The organism is Methylotenera mobilis 13 (genome assembly GCF_000384255.1).
Taxonomy (GTDB): Bacteria; Pseudomonadota; Gammaproteobacteria; order Burkholderiales; family Methylophilaceae; genus Methylotenera; species Methylotenera mobilis_B.
In genome coordinates this window covers 1,784,690-1,806,940 of the sequence record NZ_KB913035.1, presented here as the reverse complement: position 1 = coordinate 1,806,940, position 22,251 = coordinate 1,784,690, and the positions used below count along the sequence as shown (strand labels likewise).

General features: G+C 41.1%; 23 protein-coding genes. 19 read left to right on the top strand and 4 right to left on the bottom strand.

The genetic code is table 11. The annotated features are described in order from the left end of the window. Positions 1–6: 6 nt before the first annotated feature. Genes A391_RS0108585 through A391_RS0108575 form a run of 3 tightly spaced genes read left to right on the top strand, consistent with a single transcriptional unit; the run spans position 7 to position 3,124 of the window. Positions 7–1,461, top strand: coding sequence for a helicase HerA-like domain-containing protein (locus A391_RS0108585; protein ID WP_019898740.1), 1,455 nt, complete (start codon positions 7–9; stop codon positions 1,459–1,461). Continuing rightward, entirely contained in the window at positions 1,462–2,034 is a 573-nt protein-coding gene (locus A391_RS0108580; RefSeq protein WP_019898739.1) for an IMPACT family protein, read from the top strand. A gap of 55 nt (positions 2,035–2,089) precedes the next feature. Next, positions 2,090–3,124, top strand: a complete 1,035-nt coding sequence (locus A391_RS0108575) for an AI-2E family transporter (protein WP_019898738.1) — start codon at positions 2,090–2,092, stop codon at positions 3,122–3,124. Positions 3,125–3,204: 80 nt separating this feature from the next. Here the strand turns inward: A391_RS0108575 and ppk2 are convergent, their stop codons facing one another. The 4 genes from ppk2 to A391_RS0108555 all read right to left on the bottom strand — a co-directional run bounded on the left by ppk2 (position 3,205) and on the right by A391_RS0108555 (position 7,829). Continuing rightward, on the bottom strand, positions 3,205–4,380 hold the full coding sequence (ppk2, locus tag A391_RS0108570; RefSeq protein ID WP_019898736.1) for a polyphosphate kinase 2: 1,176 nt from the start codon (positions 4,378–4,380) through the stop codon (positions 3,205–3,207). 280 nt (positions 4,381–4,660) lie between these two features. Next, entirely contained in the window at positions 4,661–5,620 is a 960-nt protein-coding gene (locus A391_RS0108565) for a M48 family metallopeptidase (protein WP_019898735.1), read from the bottom strand. Next, positions 5,617–6,135, bottom strand: coding sequence for an SH3 domain-containing protein (locus A391_RS0108560; RefSeq protein ID WP_019898734.1), 519 nt, complete (start codon positions 6,133–6,135; stop codon positions 5,617–5,619). Before A391_RS0108560 ends, A391_RS0108565 begins: the two co-directional genes overlap by 4 nt. Next, entirely contained in the window at positions 6,132–7,829 is a 1,698-nt protein-coding gene (locus tag A391_RS0108555) for a CHASE2 domain-containing protein (RefSeq protein ID WP_019898733.1), read from the bottom strand. The genes A391_RS0108560 and A391_RS0108555 overlap by 4 nt, the downstream gene beginning before the upstream one ends. Positions 7,830–8,033: 204 nt before the next feature. Here A391_RS0108555 and A391_RS0108550 point away from each other — a divergent pair, with 204 nt between their 5' ends. From A391_RS0108550 to hisH, 16 genes are all read left to right on the top strand, one after another. Beyond that, positions 8,034–9,353, top strand: a complete 1,320-nt coding sequence (locus A391_RS0108550) for a DNA recombination protein RmuC (RefSeq protein WP_019898732.1) — start codon at positions 8,034–8,036, stop codon at positions 9,351–9,353. Positions 9,354–9,370: 17 nt separating this feature from the next. Beyond that, entirely contained in the window at positions 9,371–9,628 is a 258-nt protein-coding gene (gene moaD / locus A391_RS0108545) for a molybdopterin converting factor subunit 1 (protein ID WP_019898730.1), read from the top strand. Between the two features lie 32 nt (positions 9,629–9,660). Further along, on the top strand, positions 9,661–10,119 hold the full coding sequence (gene moaE, locus A391_RS0108540) for a molybdopterin synthase catalytic subunit MoaE (protein ID WP_019898729.1): 459 nt from the start codon (positions 9,661–9,663) through the stop codon (positions 10,117–10,119). Position 10,120: 1 nt separating this feature from the next. Continuing rightward, the gene (locus A391_RS0108535) at positions 10,121–12,238 is read left to right on the top strand and encodes a Lon protease family protein (protein ID WP_019898728.1); all 2,118 of its coding nucleotides are present in this window, start codon (positions 10,121–10,123) and stop codon (positions 12,236–12,238) included. A gap of 19 nt (positions 12,239–12,257) precedes the next feature. Further along, positions 12,258–12,656, top strand: coding sequence for an RNA-binding S4 domain-containing protein (locus A391_RS0108530; protein WP_019898726.1), 399 nt, complete (start codon positions 12,258–12,260; stop codon positions 12,654–12,656). Positions 12,657–12,809: 153 nt separating this feature from the next. Further along, positions 12,810–13,157 carry a MarR family EPS-associated transcriptional regulator gene (locus A391_RS0108525; RefSeq protein ID WP_019898725.1) on the top strand — a complete coding sequence of 116 codons (348 nt, stop codon included), beginning with the start codon at positions 12,810–12,812 and terminating at the stop codon, positions 13,155–13,157. A gap of 108 nt (positions 13,158–13,265) precedes the next feature. Next, the gene (locus A391_RS0108520) at positions 13,266–14,561 is read left to right on the top strand and encodes a nucleotide sugar dehydrogenase (RefSeq protein ID WP_019898724.1); all 1,296 of its coding nucleotides are present in this window, start codon (positions 13,266–13,268) and stop codon (positions 14,559–14,561) included. A gap of 55 nt (positions 14,562–14,616) precedes the next feature. Next, positions 14,617–15,678, top strand: a complete 1,062-nt coding sequence (locus A391_RS0108515; RefSeq protein ID WP_019898723.1) for a Gfo/Idh/MocA family protein — start codon at positions 14,617–14,619, stop codon at positions 15,676–15,678. 2 nt (positions 15,679–15,680) lie between these two features. Next, entirely contained in the window at positions 15,681–16,259 is a 579-nt protein-coding gene (locus A391_RS0108510; RefSeq protein ID WP_019898722.1) for a DapH/DapD/GlmU-related protein, read from the top strand. 3 nt (positions 16,260–16,262) lie between these two features. After that, positions 16,263–17,363 carry a DegT/DnrJ/EryC1/StrS family aminotransferase gene (locus A391_RS0108505; RefSeq protein ID WP_019898721.1) on the top strand — a complete coding sequence of 367 codons (1,101 nt, stop codon included), beginning with the start codon at positions 16,263–16,265 and terminating at the stop codon, positions 17,361–17,363. Beyond that, complete coding sequence (locus A391_RS0108500; RefSeq protein WP_019898720.1) at positions 17,360–17,914, top strand: acyltransferase; 555 nt, start codon at positions 17,360–17,362, stop codon at positions 17,912–17,914. Before A391_RS0108505 ends, A391_RS0108500 begins: the two co-directional genes overlap by 4 nt. After that, positions 17,911–18,900 carry a Gfo/Idh/MocA family protein gene (locus A391_RS0108495; RefSeq protein ID WP_019898719.1) on the top strand — a complete coding sequence of 330 codons (990 nt, stop codon included), beginning with the start codon at positions 17,911–17,913 and terminating at the stop codon, positions 18,898–18,900. Before A391_RS0108500 ends, A391_RS0108495 begins: the two co-directional genes overlap by 4 nt. Before the next feature lie 13 nt (positions 18,901–18,913). Then, positions 18,914–19,894, top strand: coding sequence for a dTDP-glucose 4,6-dehydratase (locus A391_RS0108490; RefSeq protein WP_019898718.1), 981 nt, complete (start codon positions 18,914–18,916; stop codon positions 19,892–19,894). Further along, positions 19,891–20,982, top strand: coding sequence for a DegT/DnrJ/EryC1/StrS family aminotransferase (locus tag A391_RS0108485; protein WP_019898716.1), 1,092 nt, complete (start codon positions 19,891–19,893; stop codon positions 20,980–20,982). The genes A391_RS0108490 and A391_RS0108485 overlap by 4 nt, the downstream gene beginning before the upstream one ends. After that, a complete protein-coding gene (locus A391_RS0108480; RefSeq protein WP_019898714.1) occupies positions 20,979–21,587 on the top strand; it encodes an acyltransferase in 609 nt (202 codons plus the stop codon). Before A391_RS0108485 ends, A391_RS0108480 begins: the two co-directional genes overlap by 4 nt. A gap of 51 nt (positions 21,588–21,638) precedes the next feature. Continuing rightward, positions 21,639–22,250: an imidazole glycerol phosphate synthase subunit HisH gene (gene hisH / locus A391_RS0108475; RefSeq protein WP_019898713.1), complete on the top strand. Its 612-nt coding sequence runs from the start codon at positions 21,639–21,641 to the stop codon at positions 22,248–22,250. Position 22,251: the final 1 nt, after the last annotated feature.

Here is a 22,251-nt window from a genome sequence, read left to right as displayed (position 1 = left end):
CACTTCATGGCTAACCCCATTTTAATTGCAAAAAATAACGAAATATCTAGTGTGATTCTGCCTAGAATGGCGAACCGTCATGGCTTGATTGCTGGCGCAACGGGTACAGGTAAAACCGTTACGCTACAGACGCTGGCTGAGGGGTTCTCAAAAAATGGCGTGCCAGTATTTATGGCGGATGTTAAAGGCGATTTGTCTGGTATGTCACAGCAGGGCGGTGGTAATGCACGAGTGGAAGCTAGAGTTCAGCAGTTAGCGATTTCTGATTTTAGCTACGCTAAATGCCCCGTTACATTTTGGGATATGTTTGGCGAGAAGGGGCATCCCGTTCGTACAACAATCGCAGAAATGGGGCCATTGTTATTAGCACGTTTGTTGAATTTGAATGATGTGCAGGCTGGTGTTTTGAACGCAATCTTTAAAATTGCTGATGATAAGGGTTGGTTGCTGTTAGATTTGAAGGATTTGCGTGCAATGATGCAGCACGCTTCAGAGAACTCAACACAGTATCAAGCTGAGTATGGCAATATTTCTGCGGCAAGTGTGGGTGCAGTGCAACGTGCATTGTTACAGCTTGAAACGCAAGGCGCTGATATGTTGTTTGGTGAGCCCGCCCTTAATTTAGATGATTTAATGCAGACTGATGAGCAGGGGCGAGGTGTCGTTAATATTTTGATGAGTGACAAGCTGTTCAACTCACCGCGTATCTATGCCACCTTATTATTGTGGCTACTATCTGAGTTATTTGAAAAGCTTCCAGAAGCAGGGGATTTAGAGAAACCGAAATTAGTGTTCTTTTTTGACGAAGCCCATTTGCTATTTAATGATGCCCCAGCTGTGTTACTTGAAAAAATTGAGCAAGTCGTGCGCCTGATTCGCTCTAAAGGGGTTGGTGTGTATTTTGTGAGCCAAAATCCGCTTGATATTCCTGATGCGGTTTTGGGGCAATTAGGTAATCGAGTTCAACATGCTTTGCGTGCATTTACGCCACGGGACCAGAAAGCGGTTAAATCTGCCGCAACGACCTTTAGGGTAAATCCTAAATTAGATGTAGAAAGCGTGATTACAGAGCTAGGGGTAGGTGAGGCACTTGTTTCATTTTTGGATGAAAAAGGGATTCCAACACCTGTGGAACGCACGTTTGTTTGTCCACCAGGCAGTCGTATTGGTCCAGCTACTGATGCAGAACGGGCAGAGTCTATCAGGACTTCAATTCTAAATAACGTATATGAGAAACAGGTTGATCGTGAGTCAGCTTATGAGATTCTAAAGGCGCAAGTTGCAGCTACGGCAGCTGAAGATGCGGAGCTTGCTGAGTCTTCAGGTAAAAAAGAACCCGCTAGCCGCTCTGATGGCATATTGGAGGCCGCTGCGAAAAGTGCCGCACGTGCAATTGGTTCGCAATTGGGTAGGCAAATTATCCGTGGCATATTAGGTAGTATTTTAGGTGGGCGTAAGTAGTTGCAGATTATTGTACAAGCAGGGTTTGCTGAGCAAACCATCACAAAATCACGTTTTATTGCCATGGCTGTTTCATGTGCTTCTGAGCGAGAGGTAGGGCAGGCGTTGCGTGCTTTTGCTGCCAAGCACCAAAGTGCACATCATCTGGCTTATGCTTTTAGGCTAAAAACAGAAGAAGGGATTGTTCAGCGCTTTTCAGACGCTGGGGAGCCTTCTGGTACTGCCGGTATGCCAGTGTTAAAGCTGTTGGAGGGTCGCAACCTGATTAATGTCTGTGTTGGTGTGATTAGATATTACGGTGGTATTAACCTAGGCACAGGTGGTTTGGCGCGTGCTTATGGCGGTACAGCTAAACTTGCGTTGGACGAGACAAAAGTCGCAGATTATGTAGAGATGAAAACAATCAAGCTAACCATTGCTTACAATCAAATGGATTTTGTGACGAGAGCGCTAGCAAAGTGTAATGGTGCGATTGTTGATAAAGCGTTCAATGAGCATATAGATTTGATTGTTTCGTTACCAGCAAATGATGCCGGTGATTTCATCAATAGATTTTCACTCAAAAATTATTAATTACTTATCGTTGCTGATGTTCAGCTTCAAATTATCATGAATTATTAAGGTAAATATGGCCAAATTAGAGCAGGTGCAGGCGGTAAGTAGTTATGAAATATCTGCATGGGTATTGACTGGGCTTGCCTTGTTTTGTGTGCTGAAGTTTAGCCTGTTGCCCGCATTAATGGCCGGATTACTGGTGTACCAGTTGGTACACATGATTACGCCGTATATTTCACGTAAATTTCCTAGTAAGCGCCCAAGCAACTATTCTAAACTTTGGGCAGTGGGTATTTTGGTGTTTATCATTGTGAGCTTACTTTCATTGGCCGGTGCAGGTTTAATGGCGTTCTTGAGATCCGATGCTGGTAGCTTAACCGTCTTGTTGGCGAAAATGGCACAAATATTAGAGGATTCAAGAAAGATATTGCCAAGCTCACTCTTAGAGCACCTACCTGCTGATGCACTAACATTTAAAGAAATGTTAACGACTTGGTTGCGTTCACATGCCGATGAACTGCAGGTAGTGGGTAAGGAGGCAGGACGAGTGACTGCACATATTTTGATTGGCATGATTGTTGGTGGGATGCTGGCTTTGCGCGAGGCTGTGTCGGTAGAACATTTTAAACCGTTTGCCGGCGCACTTTATGGGCGCTGTGCTTTGTTAAGTGATGCTTTTAAGCGTGTGGTATTTGCTCAGATACGCATTTCAGCGATTAATACATTTTTTACGGCAATTTATTTGGCAGTAGTGCTACCGCTGATGGGTGTGCATTTGCCTTTAGTTAAAACGATGATTGCGATTACCTTTGTGGTTGGTTTAATTCCAGTGATTGGTAATTTGATTTCAAACGCAGTGATTGTCGTGGTGAGTTTAAGTCAATCTCTTGGTGTTGCACTTGGTTCATTGCTCTATTTGGTGATTATTCATAAGTTTGAGTACTTTTTGAATGCACGTATCGTTGGTAATCAGATACGTGCCAACGCATGGGAGTTATTGATTGCAATGCTCTGTATGGAGGCTGCTTTTGGTTTGATCGGGATTGTAGCAGCACCAATATATTATGCTTATATTAAGGCTGAACTGAGGGTGCGAGACCTGATTTGAAACAACGGCAGGTAGTGCTGATTTGCACCGCCTGCGCTGATTGTATTGCGATAAATTAAGGCTTTTAAATCTGAGTAGAGTTAGAGAATTATATGATTATGCTCGCCACGTTCATACACAATATGCGCGCGTCCTACTAACAGAGGATCTAAATGGCCAATCGCATCAATCTCTTTATTGTTATAAGGTAGCTTGTGTAAAACGTAACGCATCGCATTTAGACGCGCACGTTTCTTACAATCAGATTTAATCACGGTCCAAGGTGAGTCCGCGGTATCTGTATGAAAAAACATCGCTTCTTTTGCTTTCGTGTAGTCATCCCATTTGTCGAGTGATGCTAGGTCAATAGGACTAAGCTTCCATTGTTTAAGTGGGTGCATTTCACGCTCTTTGAAACGCCTGCGTTGTTCAGAGCGACTGACTGAAAACCAGAACTTAATCACGTGTATCCCGCATCGTGTCAGGTTACGCTCAAAATCTGGCGCTTGGCGCATAAACTCAAGGTATTCATCATTGTTGCAAAATCCCATTACACGTTCTACACCTGCACGGTTGTACCAAGAGCGATCAAACAACACAATCTCACCCGCAGTTGGTAGCTGAGATACATAACGTTGAAAGTACCATTGACCACGCTCGACTTCACTAGGTTTTTCAAGTGCAACCACACGTGCGCCACGTGGATTGAGATGTTCCATAAAGCGCCTGATTGTGCCGCCTTTACCAGCTGCATCACGGCCTTCAAATAAAATCACAACACGTTGCCCAGTTTCTTTGACCCAAGCTTGTAATTTTAATAACTCTACTTGTAGATGGTATTTTTGTTTTTCGTAAGATTTTCTTGAAAGTAGGTTTTGGTAAGGGTAGCCACCCTCTCGCCAGTCTTTAGCTAATGCTTGATCATTGCGTAACCGCGATTTGATGGTTTTTGTATCTTTAATGACAGTGAGCGCTTTACTCAATGCAGCGGCATCATCGGGTGAGGCGCCTTTTAGAATCGTATGCAATACATCTGGAAGTGTTGATAGGTCATTATTAGAAATACGCTGGATAATATCTTGCACTGCCTCGAATTTAGATTCTTGGGCTGCTGCTATATTTTCATTCACTGCGAAGTTTTCAATACTGTTTAGGGTGCTATCTGGCGCAGTATCACCTAATGACACTTTACGCTTTTTTGATGTACTACTAGCAGGCTTGGTAATGGCTTCTTTTAATACTTGGCTAGGTTTATTCTCTTTTTGCTTCGTTGCCATAAAACAATCTCCGACAATGTATAAGGACATTTTTATCCCTATACATTGAGATGTCAAACAGCTGAATCAATTAAAAGCGCTTTGTTTGAGAATAATCAAACAAAGCGCTTTTGCATAGACTTAAATATGGCTTGTTTATTGATATTCTTAACTATAGAAACGATATCTGAACTTGTATTTCTATTTATTATTAATGCTCATTTAGTTAAATTTTTAATCAGTATTTCTAATCAAATAAGAAAGTTTTACGTCATTTTATGCATGCCTACATTAAGCTCAATTACTTGAGTAGATAGAATCGTTTTTCCAATGTTTTGCCATTAGTCATCTTATCGAGTTGACCACCTACAGATTCACTTAATGCTGAAAGTCTCTCATCTGGGTGGGGGTGAGTTTTAAATAGTAATGCAACGCTAGCATCACTGGTGTTTGATTGTCCCAATGTTTGCAATACATCAGTCAAGCCATATGGCTCGTAACCTGCACGAGTTGCATAACTTAATCCTAATCGGTCAGCTTCGTATTCCGCTGATTTATCTAAACTCCTGGCACTGATTTCCGCGCCACTGCCAATTGCTTTGCTAATCATGGCATTGTCTTTGGCATACTTGTCACTTAAGAGACCAGCACCAATATTTAACAATTGTTGTTTTTGTAATACTTTGAGTTGGTGTTTTTTAACTACATGGGCGATTTCATGTCCTAACACACCAGCGAGTTGAGCTTCATTTTGAAGTTTCCGGTATAAGCCTTTAGTCAGCATGATGTAGCCGCCTGGCGCTGCGAAAGCGTTTAAATCCTCACTCTCAATCACACCAAAGCGCCAAGGTAGCTCTGGGCGCTCAGACTGTGATGCAACCCAACGTCCCACAGAGTTAACATATTTTTGTAGTGCAGCGTCTTTTACCAGCGGTGCAGCTCCTAGCAAATTTCCAGCAATTTCACGTCCCAGTGTAATTTCTTCTGCGGTGCTCGGATTTTTCCAGTTGAACGTAGCTTCGGAGCTAGCTGTTGAATTGTTGGATTTAGCACTTTCAGTTGTACTTACAGCGTTAGTAGGGGCTGTTGAGCCTTCTGATTGTTGGCTGATTTCCTTTTCCACAGCATCTTTTAGCGCACCTTTAAAATCAAAAGCCACACTTTGTGAGCTGGTAAAACCTAGCATGCCCGCAACTACGATTGAAATTAGACGAAATTGCTGTGTAGACGACTTGCTTGGGGATGTTTGATTCGCGCTCATTGAGCACCACCTTTCACTTCTTTTAAGTTTTTAAAAGCAACGCTGTTTAAGTTTCCAGCTTTAGCGAAAGCACGGCCTTTTTCAGCACTTAAGGTGTAGCTTTCTAATGTTTTTACTTCTTCTTCATTAAATTTAGCGGCTTTTAACTCTTGTTCACTTAAGCCGCGGACACCTGTTGTCGATACGACTTGTCCAGTACCTGCGCGACCACTAGCCACGGCTAACACACCAGCTGCTTGATTACTGCTTGCTGTCACGCCACGTTTTACAGAAAGCAAACGTACCCAGCCTGAGCCTTTTTTTGCTTTTACTTGTAACCAAGCGCCTTGTTTTTTGATGATTTCCAAGCTCTCACCTCGTACAAAACTACCGCTAATTTTTGCATCGGCATATGGTTCTGTGCGTAGGCTGTCATTTTTGAGCGCACTAGCTTTTTCGGCTGCTGAGCTCATGCCTACGTAAAGTATAGGGATTAGACTGCCCGCGATTAGTAGTTGCTTTAGGTAATGTTTCATTGGATTTCACCTTCTAAAATATCTAATTTGATAATGGCTTGTGCAAATAGTCCTCGCCATTGGTTTGCCATCGGTTTTTCAGTGTTGAGTGCACCTGTATGCAGAATATAACGCGCAGTTGTATTAGCAGGAATACCTGTACTCTGAATTAATCTGCTAAGTTGTTCGCCTAGTTGCTTAGCGGCTTGTTCAGTTTTTGTCGCTGTTGCTTCATCATCATGTCGATATGCCCAGCTCACAATGATCATATCGCTAAACAAACCCCATATACCACTTTGTGTACCCTTTAAAATTTCTACTGTACCCTGTTGCTGAATTTCCTGTTCAATTTTATGTTGTAATTTTTTGAGTATGCTATCGCTCAGTGGTTCGCGCGTTTCAAACATAATTGGCATCAGTAGAATCGCTGCACCTTTTTTACCTGATTCTACGTCATTTGCTAAAAGCCGCTGCATTGCACGGTCATTAGCTAGTGCATATATTTTAGCCACACTAAAATACATAATTGCCCAAGCAATTGGGCCTGTCAGATCTAAGTAGGTGTTTGTAAAGTTAATGGCAAGATAAGACAAAGTAATCAGGATAATTTGGCTACTACTAAAAATTGTCGTTACTTTGTCTCGGTCCACATTGCGGAAAAATGCCATCGCCGTGAGCCAGATTAATGCCAAGCTTACTAAAATATAAGGCGTTTTTCCGCGCCACACTTTTAAATAATCATCATGTTTAACGTTATCAATCGCCGTGGCAAGAATTTCTACCCCTGGGTGGGCTTTTGCCATCGCAGTTGCTTTAAGGTCAAACAATGAAGGTGCAGTTGAGCCGATAATGACTATCTTGTCTTTAAACTCATTTGGAGGGCGTTTTTTTATCTTGTTTGCCATATCTGCGTAAACATCGCTAAATGATGCAAATTGGTAGGTGAAGGGTTTTCCTCGCCAATTGATCAACATATTTTGTGGAAGCGTATCTGAGCTTTTTCCTACAAACTTACCTACAGCTAAGGGTAGAGAAGGTAACACCCAACCATTTTCATCGTGCCAAAGTCTGTACTCACGCACAATGCCGTCTTTATCTGGATATATGTTATGAGTGCCTAGGTGTTGCGAGTTCAGGGCCGCTTCAAAATGTGGCAGAACGATTGCAATCGGTTTGGTTGTGGAATTTTCATCTGCAGCTAGCCCAGCACGCTTAATGCCGGGAATCATGTCTGGTGTGACTTGACTTAACTCATCACTCGCTTCAGAAAGCCGTAGCATTGGAAAGAACGTATTTTGAGTACTGGCAATCACCTCATTGAAATATGCATCACTATCTGGGTTGTAAACATCAGGGTCACTAAATAGTATGTCAAACACCACTGCTTTAGGCTGCTGTGCTTCAATGTTTTCTAAAAATTCACCCAATACTTGTCTAGGCCAAGGCCAGCGACCATACTCTGCAGACATTGCACTTAACGATGCTTCATTGATATCAATAATCACAATATCAGCATCTGCTTTTGGTACGACAATCCGATTTTTCACCATCATATCAAACGCGCGATCTCGCATGTTTTCACCAACATGAAACACGCTGGCATCTAATAAAACCAACACTGTGAGCAACGCGCTTAGATATAAATAAAAGCTGTTATGAAGCCTGCGTGTAACGTTGGCTAGCCACTGATTGATGAGTAGTTTGAGTTTAAGCACGATAAGCCTAACAAGATTAATAATAATTTTAAGTTTGGCACAGTCTGAAGTATTTTAAAAATGGTCTTTTTAAACTTTTGTGAATTACATCTTACTCAATAAACATCAAACGCTTGTCTGTTGCGGATGCAATCTATCTCATCCCATCTATTTAAACCATGAATTTATAGAGTTGCTAAACAAGCATCGGGTATAATTTAGCTTATGGTACAAATCATTATATTAATTATTTCATTTGTTATTCTTTTGTTACTTCTATTGCAGATGTGGCGTGAAAGCAAAGTAGATCGCAATATTCTTATACTCCAGCAGTTAGAAGAAAAGCATCGCGCTATGTTGTTAGACTTTAACGATGGGCTGAATAAGCTAGGTGATCGCTTGAGTAATGCCACTAATGAAACTAGTGAGCGTTTGCGTGCTAGCGTGGCTACAGAGTTGCAAGCAACGCGTGATGCGATGCAGACATTGCAACTTGCACAAAACAACAGCCTTTCTCAAACACGTGAAACCGTGTTGGAAAAACTACACACGACATTAGCCGAGCAGGGTAAAGCAGAGCAAGAGTTAATCCAGTCAACCATGCGTAATGCAACACTGCAGTTGACTGCAAGTATTGAGGCGCTGACTAAGTCAGTAGATGGTCGACTTGAGTTGATTGGCGGTAAAGTGTCCGAGCGTTTGGATGAGGGCTTTAAGAAAACCAACCAAACCTTTATAGATGTAATGGCGCGCCTCGCAACGATTGATGAAGCACAAAAGAAAATTGATGGCTTAACCACCAATGTGGTGAGTCTGCAAGAGTTGTTGGGTGATAAGCGCTCGCGTGGTGCCTTTGGAGAGGTGCAGTTAGAGGCGTTAGTACGCAATGTGTTACCAGTAAATTCTTTTGCGATGCAACACACGTTTGAAAACGGCACACGTGCTGACTGTGCATTGTTTTTACCTGAACCTACTGGCGTGGTTGCCGTGGATAGTAAATTTCCGCTTGAAAACTATCACCGCATGCTGGATAACAAGCTTAGTGATGCAGAAAAGCTACTTGCAGAAAAGCAATTTAAATTAGACGTTAAGAAGCATGTCGATGACATAGCCACTAAATACATTATTTCGAATGTCACTTCCGATGGTGCAGTGATGTTTATTCCTGCGGAGGCAGTGTTTGCAGAGTTGCATGCCTATCATGCAGATGTCATTGAATATGCGATGAACAAACGTGTTTGGGTGGTTTCGCCTACCACCTTGATGGCCGTTTTGAACACTGCCAGAGCAGTGCTGAAAGATGTAGAAACGCGTAAGCAAGTACACGTCATTAAAGAAGAGTTAGGCAAGCTTAGTAAAGATTTCGGACGTTTTGATTTACGTATGAAAAAACTTGCTGACAACATTAGGCAGGCGCATGAAAATGCACAGGACGTGCATATTTCTAGCCAGAAGATTTCACAAAGATTTGCGCAAATCGAACGTGTTGAGTTAACCAAAAACACACCCGATTTGTTAGACATTATTGATGATAAAACAGATTAACTTAGTTAAGTAACCCAATGAAAATTAAATTATTTTACTTTGCAAGACTCAAGGAAACATTAAAGTACTCTACAGAAGATTTAGAGTTACCAGATGAGTCTTTTACTATTCTTAAATTAAAAGCTTTTCTCGCCAAACGCGGTGATGTTTGGGGGCAGATGCTGATGGGAAAACTTAAGGTAAGAGCAGCAATTAATCACGAGCTTGTTGATGATAAAGCGGTAATCAACGATGGTGATGAGGTTGCGTTCTTCCCTCCTGTCACTGGTGGTTAAATGATAATGCTTTGTGGCGTATCGGTAAAAGTATGACAGTTAGAGTGCAAACAGAAGATTTTGATGTTGGTCTAGAAATTAATCAACTGCGCCAAGCACGTAAGGATATTGGTGCGGTTGTTAGCTTTGTAGGATTAGTGCGCGATTTGAATGAGGGTGATGACGTGACTCAACTTACCCTTGAGCATTATCCAGGCATGACGGAAAAGTCTTTAAGCTCGATTATTAATCAAGCAAAAACACGTTGGAATATCCTCGATGCTTTAATTGTGCATCGCGTTGGCACATTGCAACCTAGCGATCAAATTGTGCTTGTCGTAGTGAGTAGCGCACATCGTGGAGACGCATTCTCAGCTTGCGAGTTTATGATGGATTATCTTAAAACAGAGGCGCCGTTCTGGAAAAAAGAAGCGAATTCAAAAGGTGAGCATTGGATAGAGGCAAAATCAGCAGACGATATGGCGCGTGACCGTTGGAAGATAGAAAAATAATATGCAAAAAACATTAACACCTCAAGAGCTAACCCTGAATGTGTCATTGGGTCAATTCAGCTTTGTTGATACTTCAGCCCTGCTTGTTGAAACGCAGGATAATGCTCAATATCAAGCATGGGTTGCGCAAGCAGAGGCTAAAAAAGCTGCAGAGTTTGGATTAAGTATTCAGCAGTCTGGTTTTAATTTGCTTGCTTTAGGTGAGCCAGGGTCAGGTAGAACTACGCTGATGACCAGTGTGATGCACGATGCAGCTAAAAAGTGGCCAGCAGCAAGTGACTTGGTGGCGCTTTATCAGTTCGAAGGCAACGGAAAGCCTCTGTTCATGAAATTGCCGGCTGGTGCCGGTGTGCAATTAAAGCAAGCGTTAGATAGTTTTGTGCGCGTCTTCGCAAAAGACCTTGCAAGTTTATTAGAAGCCAAAGTGCAGCAAAACTCCATTTCACCATTGCAGATATTTGTTGATGGCCAGTTAAGTGTCATAAAAGCCAGTCTTACGCTCATAGAGCCAGACAAAATGCCGACGCATTACTTCAATACGCTGAAAAAAGATATTTTAGAGTCGTTAGAGAATTGGCAGCCAACAACCAGCCCAGATGGCGAAAGTAACCTTGAAGCACTCATCTCTGAGAGTTTTTTTGGACGCTATCGTGCCAACGTGTTAGTAGAGCATCATGCAACACAGCATGCGCCAGTGCTTTACGATAATGACCCTAGCTTACAATCCTTGTTTGGCGGTATAGAAGGTGCCGGCGAAGCGAGTAATATTCCAGACTTTTTGCGCTTACGTGCTGGCAACCTGATGCGTGCTGATGGCGGTACATTATTGCTACATTTACGCGACATTCTTGCTGATGAGCAAAATGGAACACATATTCTTGAGAAATTGCATCGTTTCTTACGTAATGGCACTTTGCAGATTGAAGACTTAAGTAGCAGTAGCAATCAAGGTAGCAGCTTGATTAGCGCACAAGCAGCAATACCGGTTTCAGTCAAAATTGTGTTGATTGCCACCCGTGAAGACTATTACGAGTTATTAAGTGTTAAACCAGATTTCTTTGATTACTTCCCTATCAAAATAGAATTTGCTGATCAAGTAAAAGCAACGCCAGAAAACTATGCGGCTTATGCCTCTTTTATTGCTCACAAGTGTCGTCAACATCATTGCCGACACTTTACTGCAGAAGCCGTTGCTATTTTGTTACAAGCAATGCATCGCTTAATTGAAGATCAAACAAGACTGAGCACTAAGTTTGCAGTACTGGAAAAATTACTTTTAGAAAGTGCCGCCGCCGCTAATTTGCGTGGTGCCCTATTAGTAGGTATTGAAGATGTAAAGTCAGCAATACAACGCAAATATGCACGCCACAGTTATATTGAGGCGCATATGCGAGATTCTATCGTAGATAAAGAGCTCATTATCAGCGTGCATGGAGAGTGTATCGGCCAGATTAATGGTCTCACGCATATTGATTTATCTGAAGCAAGTTTTGGGTCACCTGTTCGCATTTCTGCGAATTGCTACCCAGGTAGTCGCGGAGTGCTAACGATTGATCGTGAAGTGAGCATGAGCGGCCCAACCCACGATAAAGGCGTGATGATCTTACAAAGCTGGCTACATACTAACTTTGCGCTATTAAATCCACTTAACCTCACAGCCTCGCTTGTGTTTGAGCAAGAATACAGCGGTGTGGATGGTGACTCAGCTTCTTGCGCGGAGCTTTTCGCGTTACTCTCATCACTGGCACAAGTACCCATTAAACAAGGCATTGCCGTCACTGGCGCACTTAATCAGCATGGCGAAGTACTACCAGTCGGTGGCCTAAATGAGAAGATTGAAGGCTATTTTAGAGTGTGTAAAGAAATAGGCCTAGATGGTAAACAAGGTGTGCTCATGCCTGAGCGCAACATGCGTCATCTGATGCTAAGTGATGAAGTGATTAAAGCAGTCGAAAATGGTCAATTTCATATTGCAACGATGAATAATGTCGCTGATGGTATTTTGTATCTCACAAATCGTAGCCTGCCAGAAATCAATGACCTAGCTGAAGTAGCACTCAATGACTTTAAAAAGATATTAGAAACTAATCTACCTAAAAGGTCTGTTTCCAGTTTCTAACAAATACTTAATAATTAAAATGGCAAATGAAATTGATAGCAAATGCAGGCTGGATAAATGGTTATGGGCTGCGCGTTTCTTTAAAACCCGTAGCCTAGCGACTACTGCGATAGATACAGGCAAAGTGCACGTGGATGGAGATCGTGTAAAACCAGCAAAAGAGGTACATATCGGTCAAGTAATTCACATTCGTAACCGAGATTTTGAAATTGAAGTCAATGTTCAAGCGCTATCTAATATACGCAAAGGCGCACCAGAAGCCGCACTGCTGTATTCTGAAACCACAGAAAGCATTGCTAAACGTGAAAATGCAAAACTCACTGGTGAGCATGACTTTGCCCAGCGAGACCGTGGGGCAGGGCGGCCCACAAAAAGGCAATTACGGGATATTAAAAAGTTTACGGGTGGGGCTTACTAGCTCTTTACGCTGATACGTTAGTTAATACAAATTGCTTGGGAAGTTATTAAAAGTAAATAGTTGATTTTATATTTTGATTAAAACCCTATACAACTTTTAACCTGTGTTATAAACTCGAACATTAGTGTGTTCAATTAATGAACGAGCTAGCCAATGTTGACAGATGAATATCGTTATAAAATTCTAAAATTAGTTCAAAGCAACCCTGAGATTAGCCAGCGAGAGTTAGCTAAAGAGTTGGGCGTTAGCTTGGGTAAAGTGAACTTTTGTCTTAACGCGCTGATTAAAGTTGGTTTGCTGAAAGTAACAAATTTTCGTAATAGTAAAAATAAGTTAGCTTATATGTATTTGCTTACGCCAGTAGGCATAGAGGAAAAAGCGAAAATTACACTAAGATTTTTAAAAAATAAAATGAAAGAATATGAAGTGTTGGAATCAGAAATTCGTATTTTAAGTAATGAAATAGCTACAGATTCACAAAGCAAACTTTTTAGGGACTAGACCGGATTCAGGTTGTTTCAAATTAATCGCTTTAACTTCTTAATAAACACAATATTGAATTTCTAAGTGTTAGTTTAAAGATATCTTAAAATTGAAAGAGCATTTTCTATGGATTTTAAAAACAAAACAATAGCTATAATCGGTTTGGGTTATGTTGGATTGCCTTTAGCTGTTGAGTTTGGAAAAACTAGAGCCGTAATTGGTTTTGATATCAATGAAAAGCGCATTCAAGAGTTGGTAGGCGGTCAAGATCATACGCTAGAGGTGACATCTGAAGAATTGAGGCACGCAGCATTTTTGGAGTACTCATCAGATATTGACAAATTAAGAGTGGCAAATATATTTATTGTTACGGTTCCTACACCAATCGATAAAGCCAATCGACCTGATTTAACACCCTTAGTAAAAGCTAGCGAAACAGTCGGTAAAGTGCTTAAAAAAGGTGACATTGTTATATATGAATCAACTGTTTATCCAGGATGTACAGAGGAGGTTTGCGTGCCAACCTTGGAAAAACACTCTGGTTTAAAATTTAACGTTGATTTTTATTGTGGCTATAGTCCAGAACGCATTAATCCAGGTGATAAGATAAATACATTAACTAAAATAAAAAAAATCACCAGTGGTTCAACGCCGGAGATTGCTGATGAAGTAGACGCTTTATACGCATCCATCATTATCGCAGGAACACATAAAGCTTCCAACATTAAAGTTGCTGAAGCGGCAAAAGTTATAGAAAATACCCAGCGGGATCTAAACATTGCTTTGGTAAATGAGCTATCAGTATTATTTGAGCGTTTAAACATAGATACCATTGAGGTGTTAGAGGCGGCGGGAACAAAATGGAATTTCTTGCCATTCAGACCTGGTATGGTTGGTGGGCATTGTATTGGTGTGGATCCATATTATCTAACTCATAAAGCTGAAGAGGTAGGCTACCACCCCCAAATTATTGCATCAGGGCGAAGAATGAACGATAACATGGCACGCTATGCTGCCAGAAATGTTATCAAACTGATGCTGAAAAATGGAATTGATGTATCAAAAAGTAAAGTAGGTGTAATGGGTATTACTTTCAAAGAAAATTGCCCTGACATTCGTAACAGCAAAGTGGTTGATTTGATTAAAGAATTTAAGGCCTGGGGCGTGAATATAGTCGTAGCTGATCCCTATGCGGATGCAGACGAAGTTTTTCATGAATATGGACTAGAATTGAACACCATCGAAGACTTATCTGGTGTAGATGCACTTGTCGTTGCTGTTGGACACAAGGCTTATCGTGAAATGGATATTGCTCAGCTAAAAGCTATGATGAAATCAGATAAACCAGTGCTTGCTGATATTAAAGCCTTATATAACAGGCATGAGGCTGCAGCGCTAGGATTAACCGTATTTAGATTTTAAGGCTTAGATTTCTAAGCCTGGATTTTAAGAAATAATAATTTAAGAGAAGCTAATAATGTACAAATTTCCAGCTCCAATTGCCGATAGAAAAATCCGCTTTGCCCTTGTTGGCTGTGGTCGAATTGCACAAAATCACTTCGCTGCAATTAAACAGCACGAGGCTTATGCTGATCTAGTTGCTGTATGTGATATTAACCCTACAGCATTGGCTGAGGCAGTTAAAACTACTAGCGCTAAAGCATTTGGATCGTTGACGGAAATGTTGGCAGGCTCTGATGCTGATGTTTTTATTTTAACCACACCCTCTGGTCTGCATCCAGATCAAGCAATAGAAATTGCTCAAGCCGGCCGTAGTGTCATGACCGAAAAACCCATGGCAACACGCTGGGAAGATGGAAAACGCATGGTAAAAGCTTGTGATCAAGCTGGTGTCAGACTGTTTGTTGTTAAGCAAAACAGACGTAACGCAACGTTGCAAATGCTTAAAAAAGCAATAGAGCAAAAGCGTTTTGGTAAAATCTACATGGTTAATCTGAATGTGTTCTGGACGCGCCCACAGTCTTATTATGATCAAGGCGAGTGGCGTGGTAAATGGGAATATGATGGCGGTGCATTCATGAACCAAGCTAGCCATTATGTTGATTTAATTGAGTGGCTAATTGGACCCTTGGAAAGTTTACAAGCTTATACCGCAACTTTAGAGCGAGATATCGAAGCAGAAGATACAGGAGTGATTAGCTTACGTTGGCGTAGTGGGGCTTTAGGCTCTATGAATGTCACTATGTTGACTTATCCTAAAAATCTTGAGGGTAGCATTACTATTTTGGGTGAAAAAGGCACGGTTAGAATCGGTGGAATGGCTGTCAACGAGGTGCAGCACTGGGAGTTTGCTGATGAGCAGCCTGAAGATGCGCAGGTAAAAGAAGCTAGCTATGAAACAACATCCGTGTATGGTTTTGGGCACCCACTTTACTACGATAATGTCATTAAAGTGATGCGTGGCGAAGCTGAGCCTGAAACTGATGGTCGTGAAGGGTTGAAATCATTAGAAGTAATTGTCGCAACATATTTATCAGCTAGAGATGGTAAGCGTGTGGCGTTACCTTTGGATTACTAAGCATGACTGTAACAATACATCCAAGCGCAATTGTGGATGAAGGCGCTCAGATTGGAGACAATACTCGTATTTGGCATTGGGTACATGTTTGTGCTGGCGCAAAAATAGGTAGTGATTGTTCATTGGGGCAAAATGTTTTTGTGGGTAACAATGTCACAATAGGTACGAACGTCAAAATTCAAAATAATGTGTCTGTGTATGACAATGTGACCTTGGAAGATGATGTTTTTTGTGGTCCAAGCATGGTTTTTACTAATGTTTATAATCCACGCTCTGCTGTTTCACGAAAAAACGAATATCGTAATACTTTAGTGAAACGCGGTGTAACGCTTGGCGCTAATTGCACAATCGTTTGTGGTGTAACTATTGGTGAATATGCATTTATTGGGGCAGGCGCTGTTGTAAACAGAGATGTTGCAGCCTATGCGTTAATGGCTGGTGTACCAGCAAAACAAATTGGTTGGATTAGTCGACACGGGGCAAGGCTCCAATTCCCAATGGGAAACGAGGTTGAAACAACCTGCTCTGAAACTGGTCAGCACTACAAACTAGTAGATAACAATTGTGTTTTTATCGGATAAGTTATGAACGAAACAATTCCATTTATAGATTTAAAAAGCCAGTACAAAAATATAGAAGATAACGTCAAGGCTCGAATTAACAAAGTGTTGGAGCATGGTCAATATGTTATGGGGCCAGAGGTTGCAGAACTTGAATCTAAATTAGCTGAATATGTGGGTGTGAAGCATTGTATCGGTGCTAGTAGTGGTACAGATACGTTGATGATTGCAATGATGGCGTTAGGTATAGGGGCTGGTGATGAAGTGATTACCTCACCATTTACTTTTATTGCAACAGGGGAAATGATTGCTTTGTTAGGTGCAAAGCCGGTTTTTGTGGATATTGACCCCCAAACATACAACATTGATCCTGCAAAGATCGAGGCCGCAATTACACCGAAAACTAAGGCAATTATGCCTGTTAGTTTATATGGCCAATGTGCTGATTTTGATGCGATTAACGCAATAGCAGATAAGCATGGACTACCCGTGATTGAGGATGCAGCACAATCATTTGGCGCAACTTACAAAGGTAAAAAGTCATGTGCCTTAAGTACTATAGGCTCAACTAGCTTTTTTCCGAGCAAGCCCTTAGGTGCCTATGGTGATGGTGGTGCGTTATTTACCAATGATGATGCGCTTGCTAAAGTGATGCGGGAAATTCGAGCGCATGGGCAAGAGAAGCATTATTATCATGCAAGACTCGGGGTAAATGGCAGATTAGATACTATTCAAGCAGCAGTATTGTTAGCCAAGATGGATATATTTCCAGAAGAAGTTATCGCGCGTAATACGATTGCAGGAAAGTATAATGAATTGTTAAAAAATCACGTTACGACACCTTATGTCGAATCCTTTAACGCGTCGGTATATGCACAATATACGATATTGGTTGATGGCCGTAGTGCTGTTCAGCAAAAATTAAAAGATCTTGGCGTGCCTACAGCAGTTCATTATCCGATTCCGCTCAACCTGCAGCCTGTATTTGCACACATGAATCAATCTGAAGGTTCATTCCCAATTTCTGAGTCAATAGCAAAGCGCGTTATGAGCTTACCAATGAGTCCCTACTTGAGTGATGCTTTGATTCACAGAGTAGCTGCGGCGGTACTGGAGTCTCTATGAGTGATGTGTTTATTCATTCAAGCGCTAATGTTTCTAATCAGGCCAACATTGGTAACGGCACAAAAGTTTGGATAAATGTGCAGATCCGTGAAAATGTCACGATAGGTTCTAATTGCATCATTTCCAAAGATGTTTATATAGACCATGGTGTAAGCATAGGCAACAACTGCAAAGTTCAGAACAGTGTATCTGTGTATAGTGGCGTTACTATTGAGGACGATGTGTTTGTCGGACCTAATGTGTCGTTTACTAATGATAAAGTACCACGTGCATTTAATTCAAATTGGAAAATCACTCCTACTTTAGTTAAAAAGGGAGCAAGCCTGGGTGCTAATGCCACAATAGTTTGCGGAATTACTATTGGGCAGTATGCAATGGTTGCTGCAGGCAGTGTGGTGACTAAGAGCATGCCAGATCATGCTTTAGTGATGGGCAATCCAGCTAAAGTTGTTGCTTATGTATGCGAATGTGGCAATCGCTTAGATAGCCATCATAAGTGTAGTGTATGTGGGCAGGTTGCTAATATAAAAAATGCTAGTGAGGCTGTATGAATGTTGCACTAATAGGATATGGTTATTGGGGACCAAATGTTGCAAAAAATATCTATGCAAATAAGCAACTTAAGCTGCATACCATTTGTGACTTGAAAGAATCACGGCTTGAAAAAGCTAAAAATCTGTATGTTGAACATTCGAACTATGAAGTCGACTATAAAAAGCTATTAGCTAAGCCTGAAATTCAGGCTATAGCTGTAGCTGTTGAAACCTCTGCACACTTTCAAATAGTAAAAGATGCTCTGAATGCGGGTAAACATGTCTACGTGGAAAAACCATTTACAGCTACCGTAAAGGAAGCTGAAGAGTTGACAGCATTGGCTTCGAGTAAAGGTTTGATTATTCATGTCGATCACATCATGATGTATCACCCCTGTATACAGAAAATACGGGAGTTAATCACTTCTGGTGATTTAGGAGAGTTGCTTTACATAGAAGCAATGCGCATGAATCTAGGGCAGATTAAGAAAGATGTAAGTGCAATGGCTGATTTGGCTGTGCATGATTTATCAATTATTGATTATCTGTCAGATGGTAAAGAACCTTTTTATATCAAAGCCGTAGGTGAGAAAAAGTACAATCCTAAAGAAAGTCTGACGTTTCTAATGCTGAGATATCACGACTTCATTGCACATATTCAATCTAGCTGGATTTCGCCATTAAAAGAGAGAAAGCTGATTGTTGCAGGCACTAAGAAAATGGTAGTTTTTGATGACATTAAGCCATCTACCGAAAAGTTGACCATCTATGACAAGGGTGTTGATGTGTTGGCAGGTAGTGATGTGGAGTATGAAGACTACGCAGTTAAAACACGTGTGGGTGACATTTGGATACCTTATATACCTGAGCAAGATGCTCTATATAACAGCTTAGAACATTTTGCTAATTGTATTCGTACTAATAAGCAATCGGACTCTGGTCCAGAGCAGGCGATTCGAGTATTAAAAATTCTTGAACACGCTGATAACACAATGAACGCTTAAGAAGGAATCAGGCTTGATAACAAATAGACCAAAAATTTCTGGCAGCCGAGTTTTAGTTACTGGAGGTGCTGGCTTTATAGGTAGCCATCTTGTTGATCGTCTTTTAAAGGATGGCGCAATAGAAGTCGTTGTTATAGACAATCTATTCACTGGGGATGAAGATAACCTAAAAGATGCATTAAGCACAGGTTTAGTGACCTTGTATCGTGATGATGCAGAGTTGGCGACTAGTTTAGAGTATATCTTTGTAAATCATAAAATCGATTCGGTATTTAATTGTGCAACTAAAGCATTAAATTATTCCTTTTTAAATCCAGCTAATGCATTTTCTACCAATGTTAATGTAGTGCTTAATTTGTTAGAGCTTCAACGCCGTGGGTTATTTAAAACGCTCTGTCATTTTTCTACTTCTGAAGTGTATGGTAGCGCGGTGTACGAGCCTATGGATGAGGCTCATCCTAAAAACCCTACTACGACTTATGCAGCAGGAAAGGCAGCAGCTGACCATGCAGTGGAGAGCTACGTCAAGATGTTTGACCTTGATGCCTTTATTGTTAGACCATTTAATAATTATGGGCCTAGGCAAAATTACAAAGGATATTTGGCTGGGATAATTCCTATCACTGCTTGGAGAATTTTAAGCAATATCGCACCTGAATTGCATGGTGCTGGTACGCAAAGCCGTGACTTTATTTACGTGCACGATACAGTTGATGCTGTTGTTAAGCTTTATGATGTAATGCCTAAAGGGGAGTCAGTAAATATTTCCACAGACAATCAAATCTCAATTAAAGATTTATTGCTCAAGATATGTGCAGAAATGCAATACAGTGGGGATGTTGTTAATAAACCTGAACGTAAATCTGATGTGCTATGCCACAATGCAAGTAATGAAAAAGTAAACCAAATGATTGATTACTCATTAACAGATTTTGAACAAGGCTTACGTGAAACCCTCGAGTGGTATAAGAATAATATTAAGGGGTTAGTATGAATAACATCCGTTTAATGAAACCTTACATTGCCTACGATGAGGTTGAAGCAGAATTTAAAGCGGTTTTTGAGAGTGGTATATTTACACGTGGTCATAATGTAGAGCTATTGCGTAAGCAGCTGGCAGAATATACCGGTGCTAAGCATGCCTTTTTAATGACGTCAGCAACCACTGCATTATGGGTGTGCCTCAAACTGTTAAATATAGGCAAAGGTGATGAGGTTATTGTGTCTGACTTTTCGTTTCCTGCAACAGCTAATGTTGTAGAGGACTTGGGCGCAACGCCTGTATTTGCTGATGTCGATACCCAAACTTTTAATATGTTGCCAGAAGAGCTTGAGAAAAAAATCAATGCGCGTACTAAAGCCGTGATTTTTGTAGATGCCCTAGGTAGTCCAGCAGGTATTACTAAGATCAAAGCAATTTGTGAGAAGCATGGTTTGCCATTAATTGAGGATGCAGCTTGTGGCATAGGCAGCGCTGAAAATGGACAGCGCTGTGGTTCTATTGCCGATCTAACATGTTTCAGCTTTCATCCACGTAAACTAATCAGTAGCGGTGAAGGTGGTGCAATCACCACTAATCGTGATGATTGGGCAGACTGGCTAGACGTAAAACTTATGCATGGCGCTAAAGGCTTAAAAGGTATAGCCATGGATTTTGTTGATTATGGATACAACTTTAGGCTGCCAGAACTTCAAGCGATTATGGCAAGCAAACAACTTGCAAGAATTGAATATATCGTTGATGAGCGCAATAACGTTCGCAATGCTTACATTTCGAAACTTGAGCCATTAGGATTCGTACCTCAGGAAATCACTGCTGGGGCGCGCTCTAATATTCAGTCACTTGTCTTTAAAGTACCAGAAAACTGTAATCGTGATGCTCTAGTGTTGGCTTTGCGAAAAGTAGGAGTTGAAACAACTATTGGTACCTATGCAATGAGTAGCGGTACATATTTCATGAGTAAGTATGCTGACCCACAAAAGAATGCAACTCTGTTAGAACAAACGACAATTACACTACCTTGTTTTGGTGGGGTTGAGGTGGATACTGTTGTGGATGCGATTATGAATGCAACTAAATGAGTGACGCTGTCAAAGAGGGTATTATCAGATTAGCTCAAGCTTTATGGGCATCTGATGACCTTAGCTTTGTAGACACTGAGCGTACACAAGCTTTAAGAGAAGATATTCTACGAAAATTACTTGCATTGGCCATGACTGATGATGAGCGTGCTGCGATGCTTGGATTGCCTCATGGATGTAGAGTAAGAGAGTCAGCAAAAATAATTTCACCAGATAGTCTAGTTTGTGGTGAACATGTCTGGGTTGGCGAAAATGTAGTTCTTGATGCATCAGGTGGCTTAATAGTCGGTTCACATACCACTTTTGCGGTTGGAGCTCTTGTTTGGTCTCATAGCTCATCCTTATCCAACATCATGATGGATAATCGAAGTGGTAATCCATGGATTGTGCGCAAGCCAACTAAAATTGGTAGTGGTTGTTATATTGGAGGACCATCATCGATATACCCAGGAGTAACTATTGGTAATCAAGTGATAGTGTTACCAATGACTGTTGTAACTGAAGATGTGCCAGATAATGTAATGATTGGCGGAAGCCCTGCAAAAGTTCTACGTACCATTAATGATGAGTGGATAGCTAATTACCGCTTACAAAATGGTTTATAAAAAAGCGATCAAGTTAGTTAACTCAAATAATGACTTTTTAGAAGGTATAACGTGATATTGGTATTAGATTATGGCGCTGGCAATATAGGTTCAGTGCTTAATATGATAAAAAAAGCAGGTGGCCAGGCTATGGCATCTGCAAACATTAACGATATACAAAATGCCTCGAAACTATTACTTCCTGGAGTTGGTAGTTTTGATAACGCAATGGACAAGCTTGAGAAATTAGGACTGGTTCAGCCGATTAGAGACAAGGCTGAAGAAGGTATACCTATGTTAGGTATCTGCTTGGGTATGCAACTACTTTCTAGTGGAAGCGAAGAGGGGTTGAAGTCAGGGCTTGGTCTAATACCTGGTAAGGTAAAGCGTTTTAAATTTGACGCTCAAGATTCGTTACTACGAGTACCTCATATGGGGTGGAATCGGGTTGTTGCTTCAAAGCAGCATGCATTAATGAATCAATTAGAAAATGACGCCAGATTTTACTTTGTACACTCTTACCATTATGAGTGTGAAGATACTAATGATGAGCTATTTAGAACGCACTATGGATACGACTTTACTTCGGGTGTACAGCGAGGGAACGTGATGGGTGTGCAATTCCATCCAGAAAAAAGCCATCGGTACGGTATGCAGCTTTTTAAAAATTTCATAGGTATGTAAC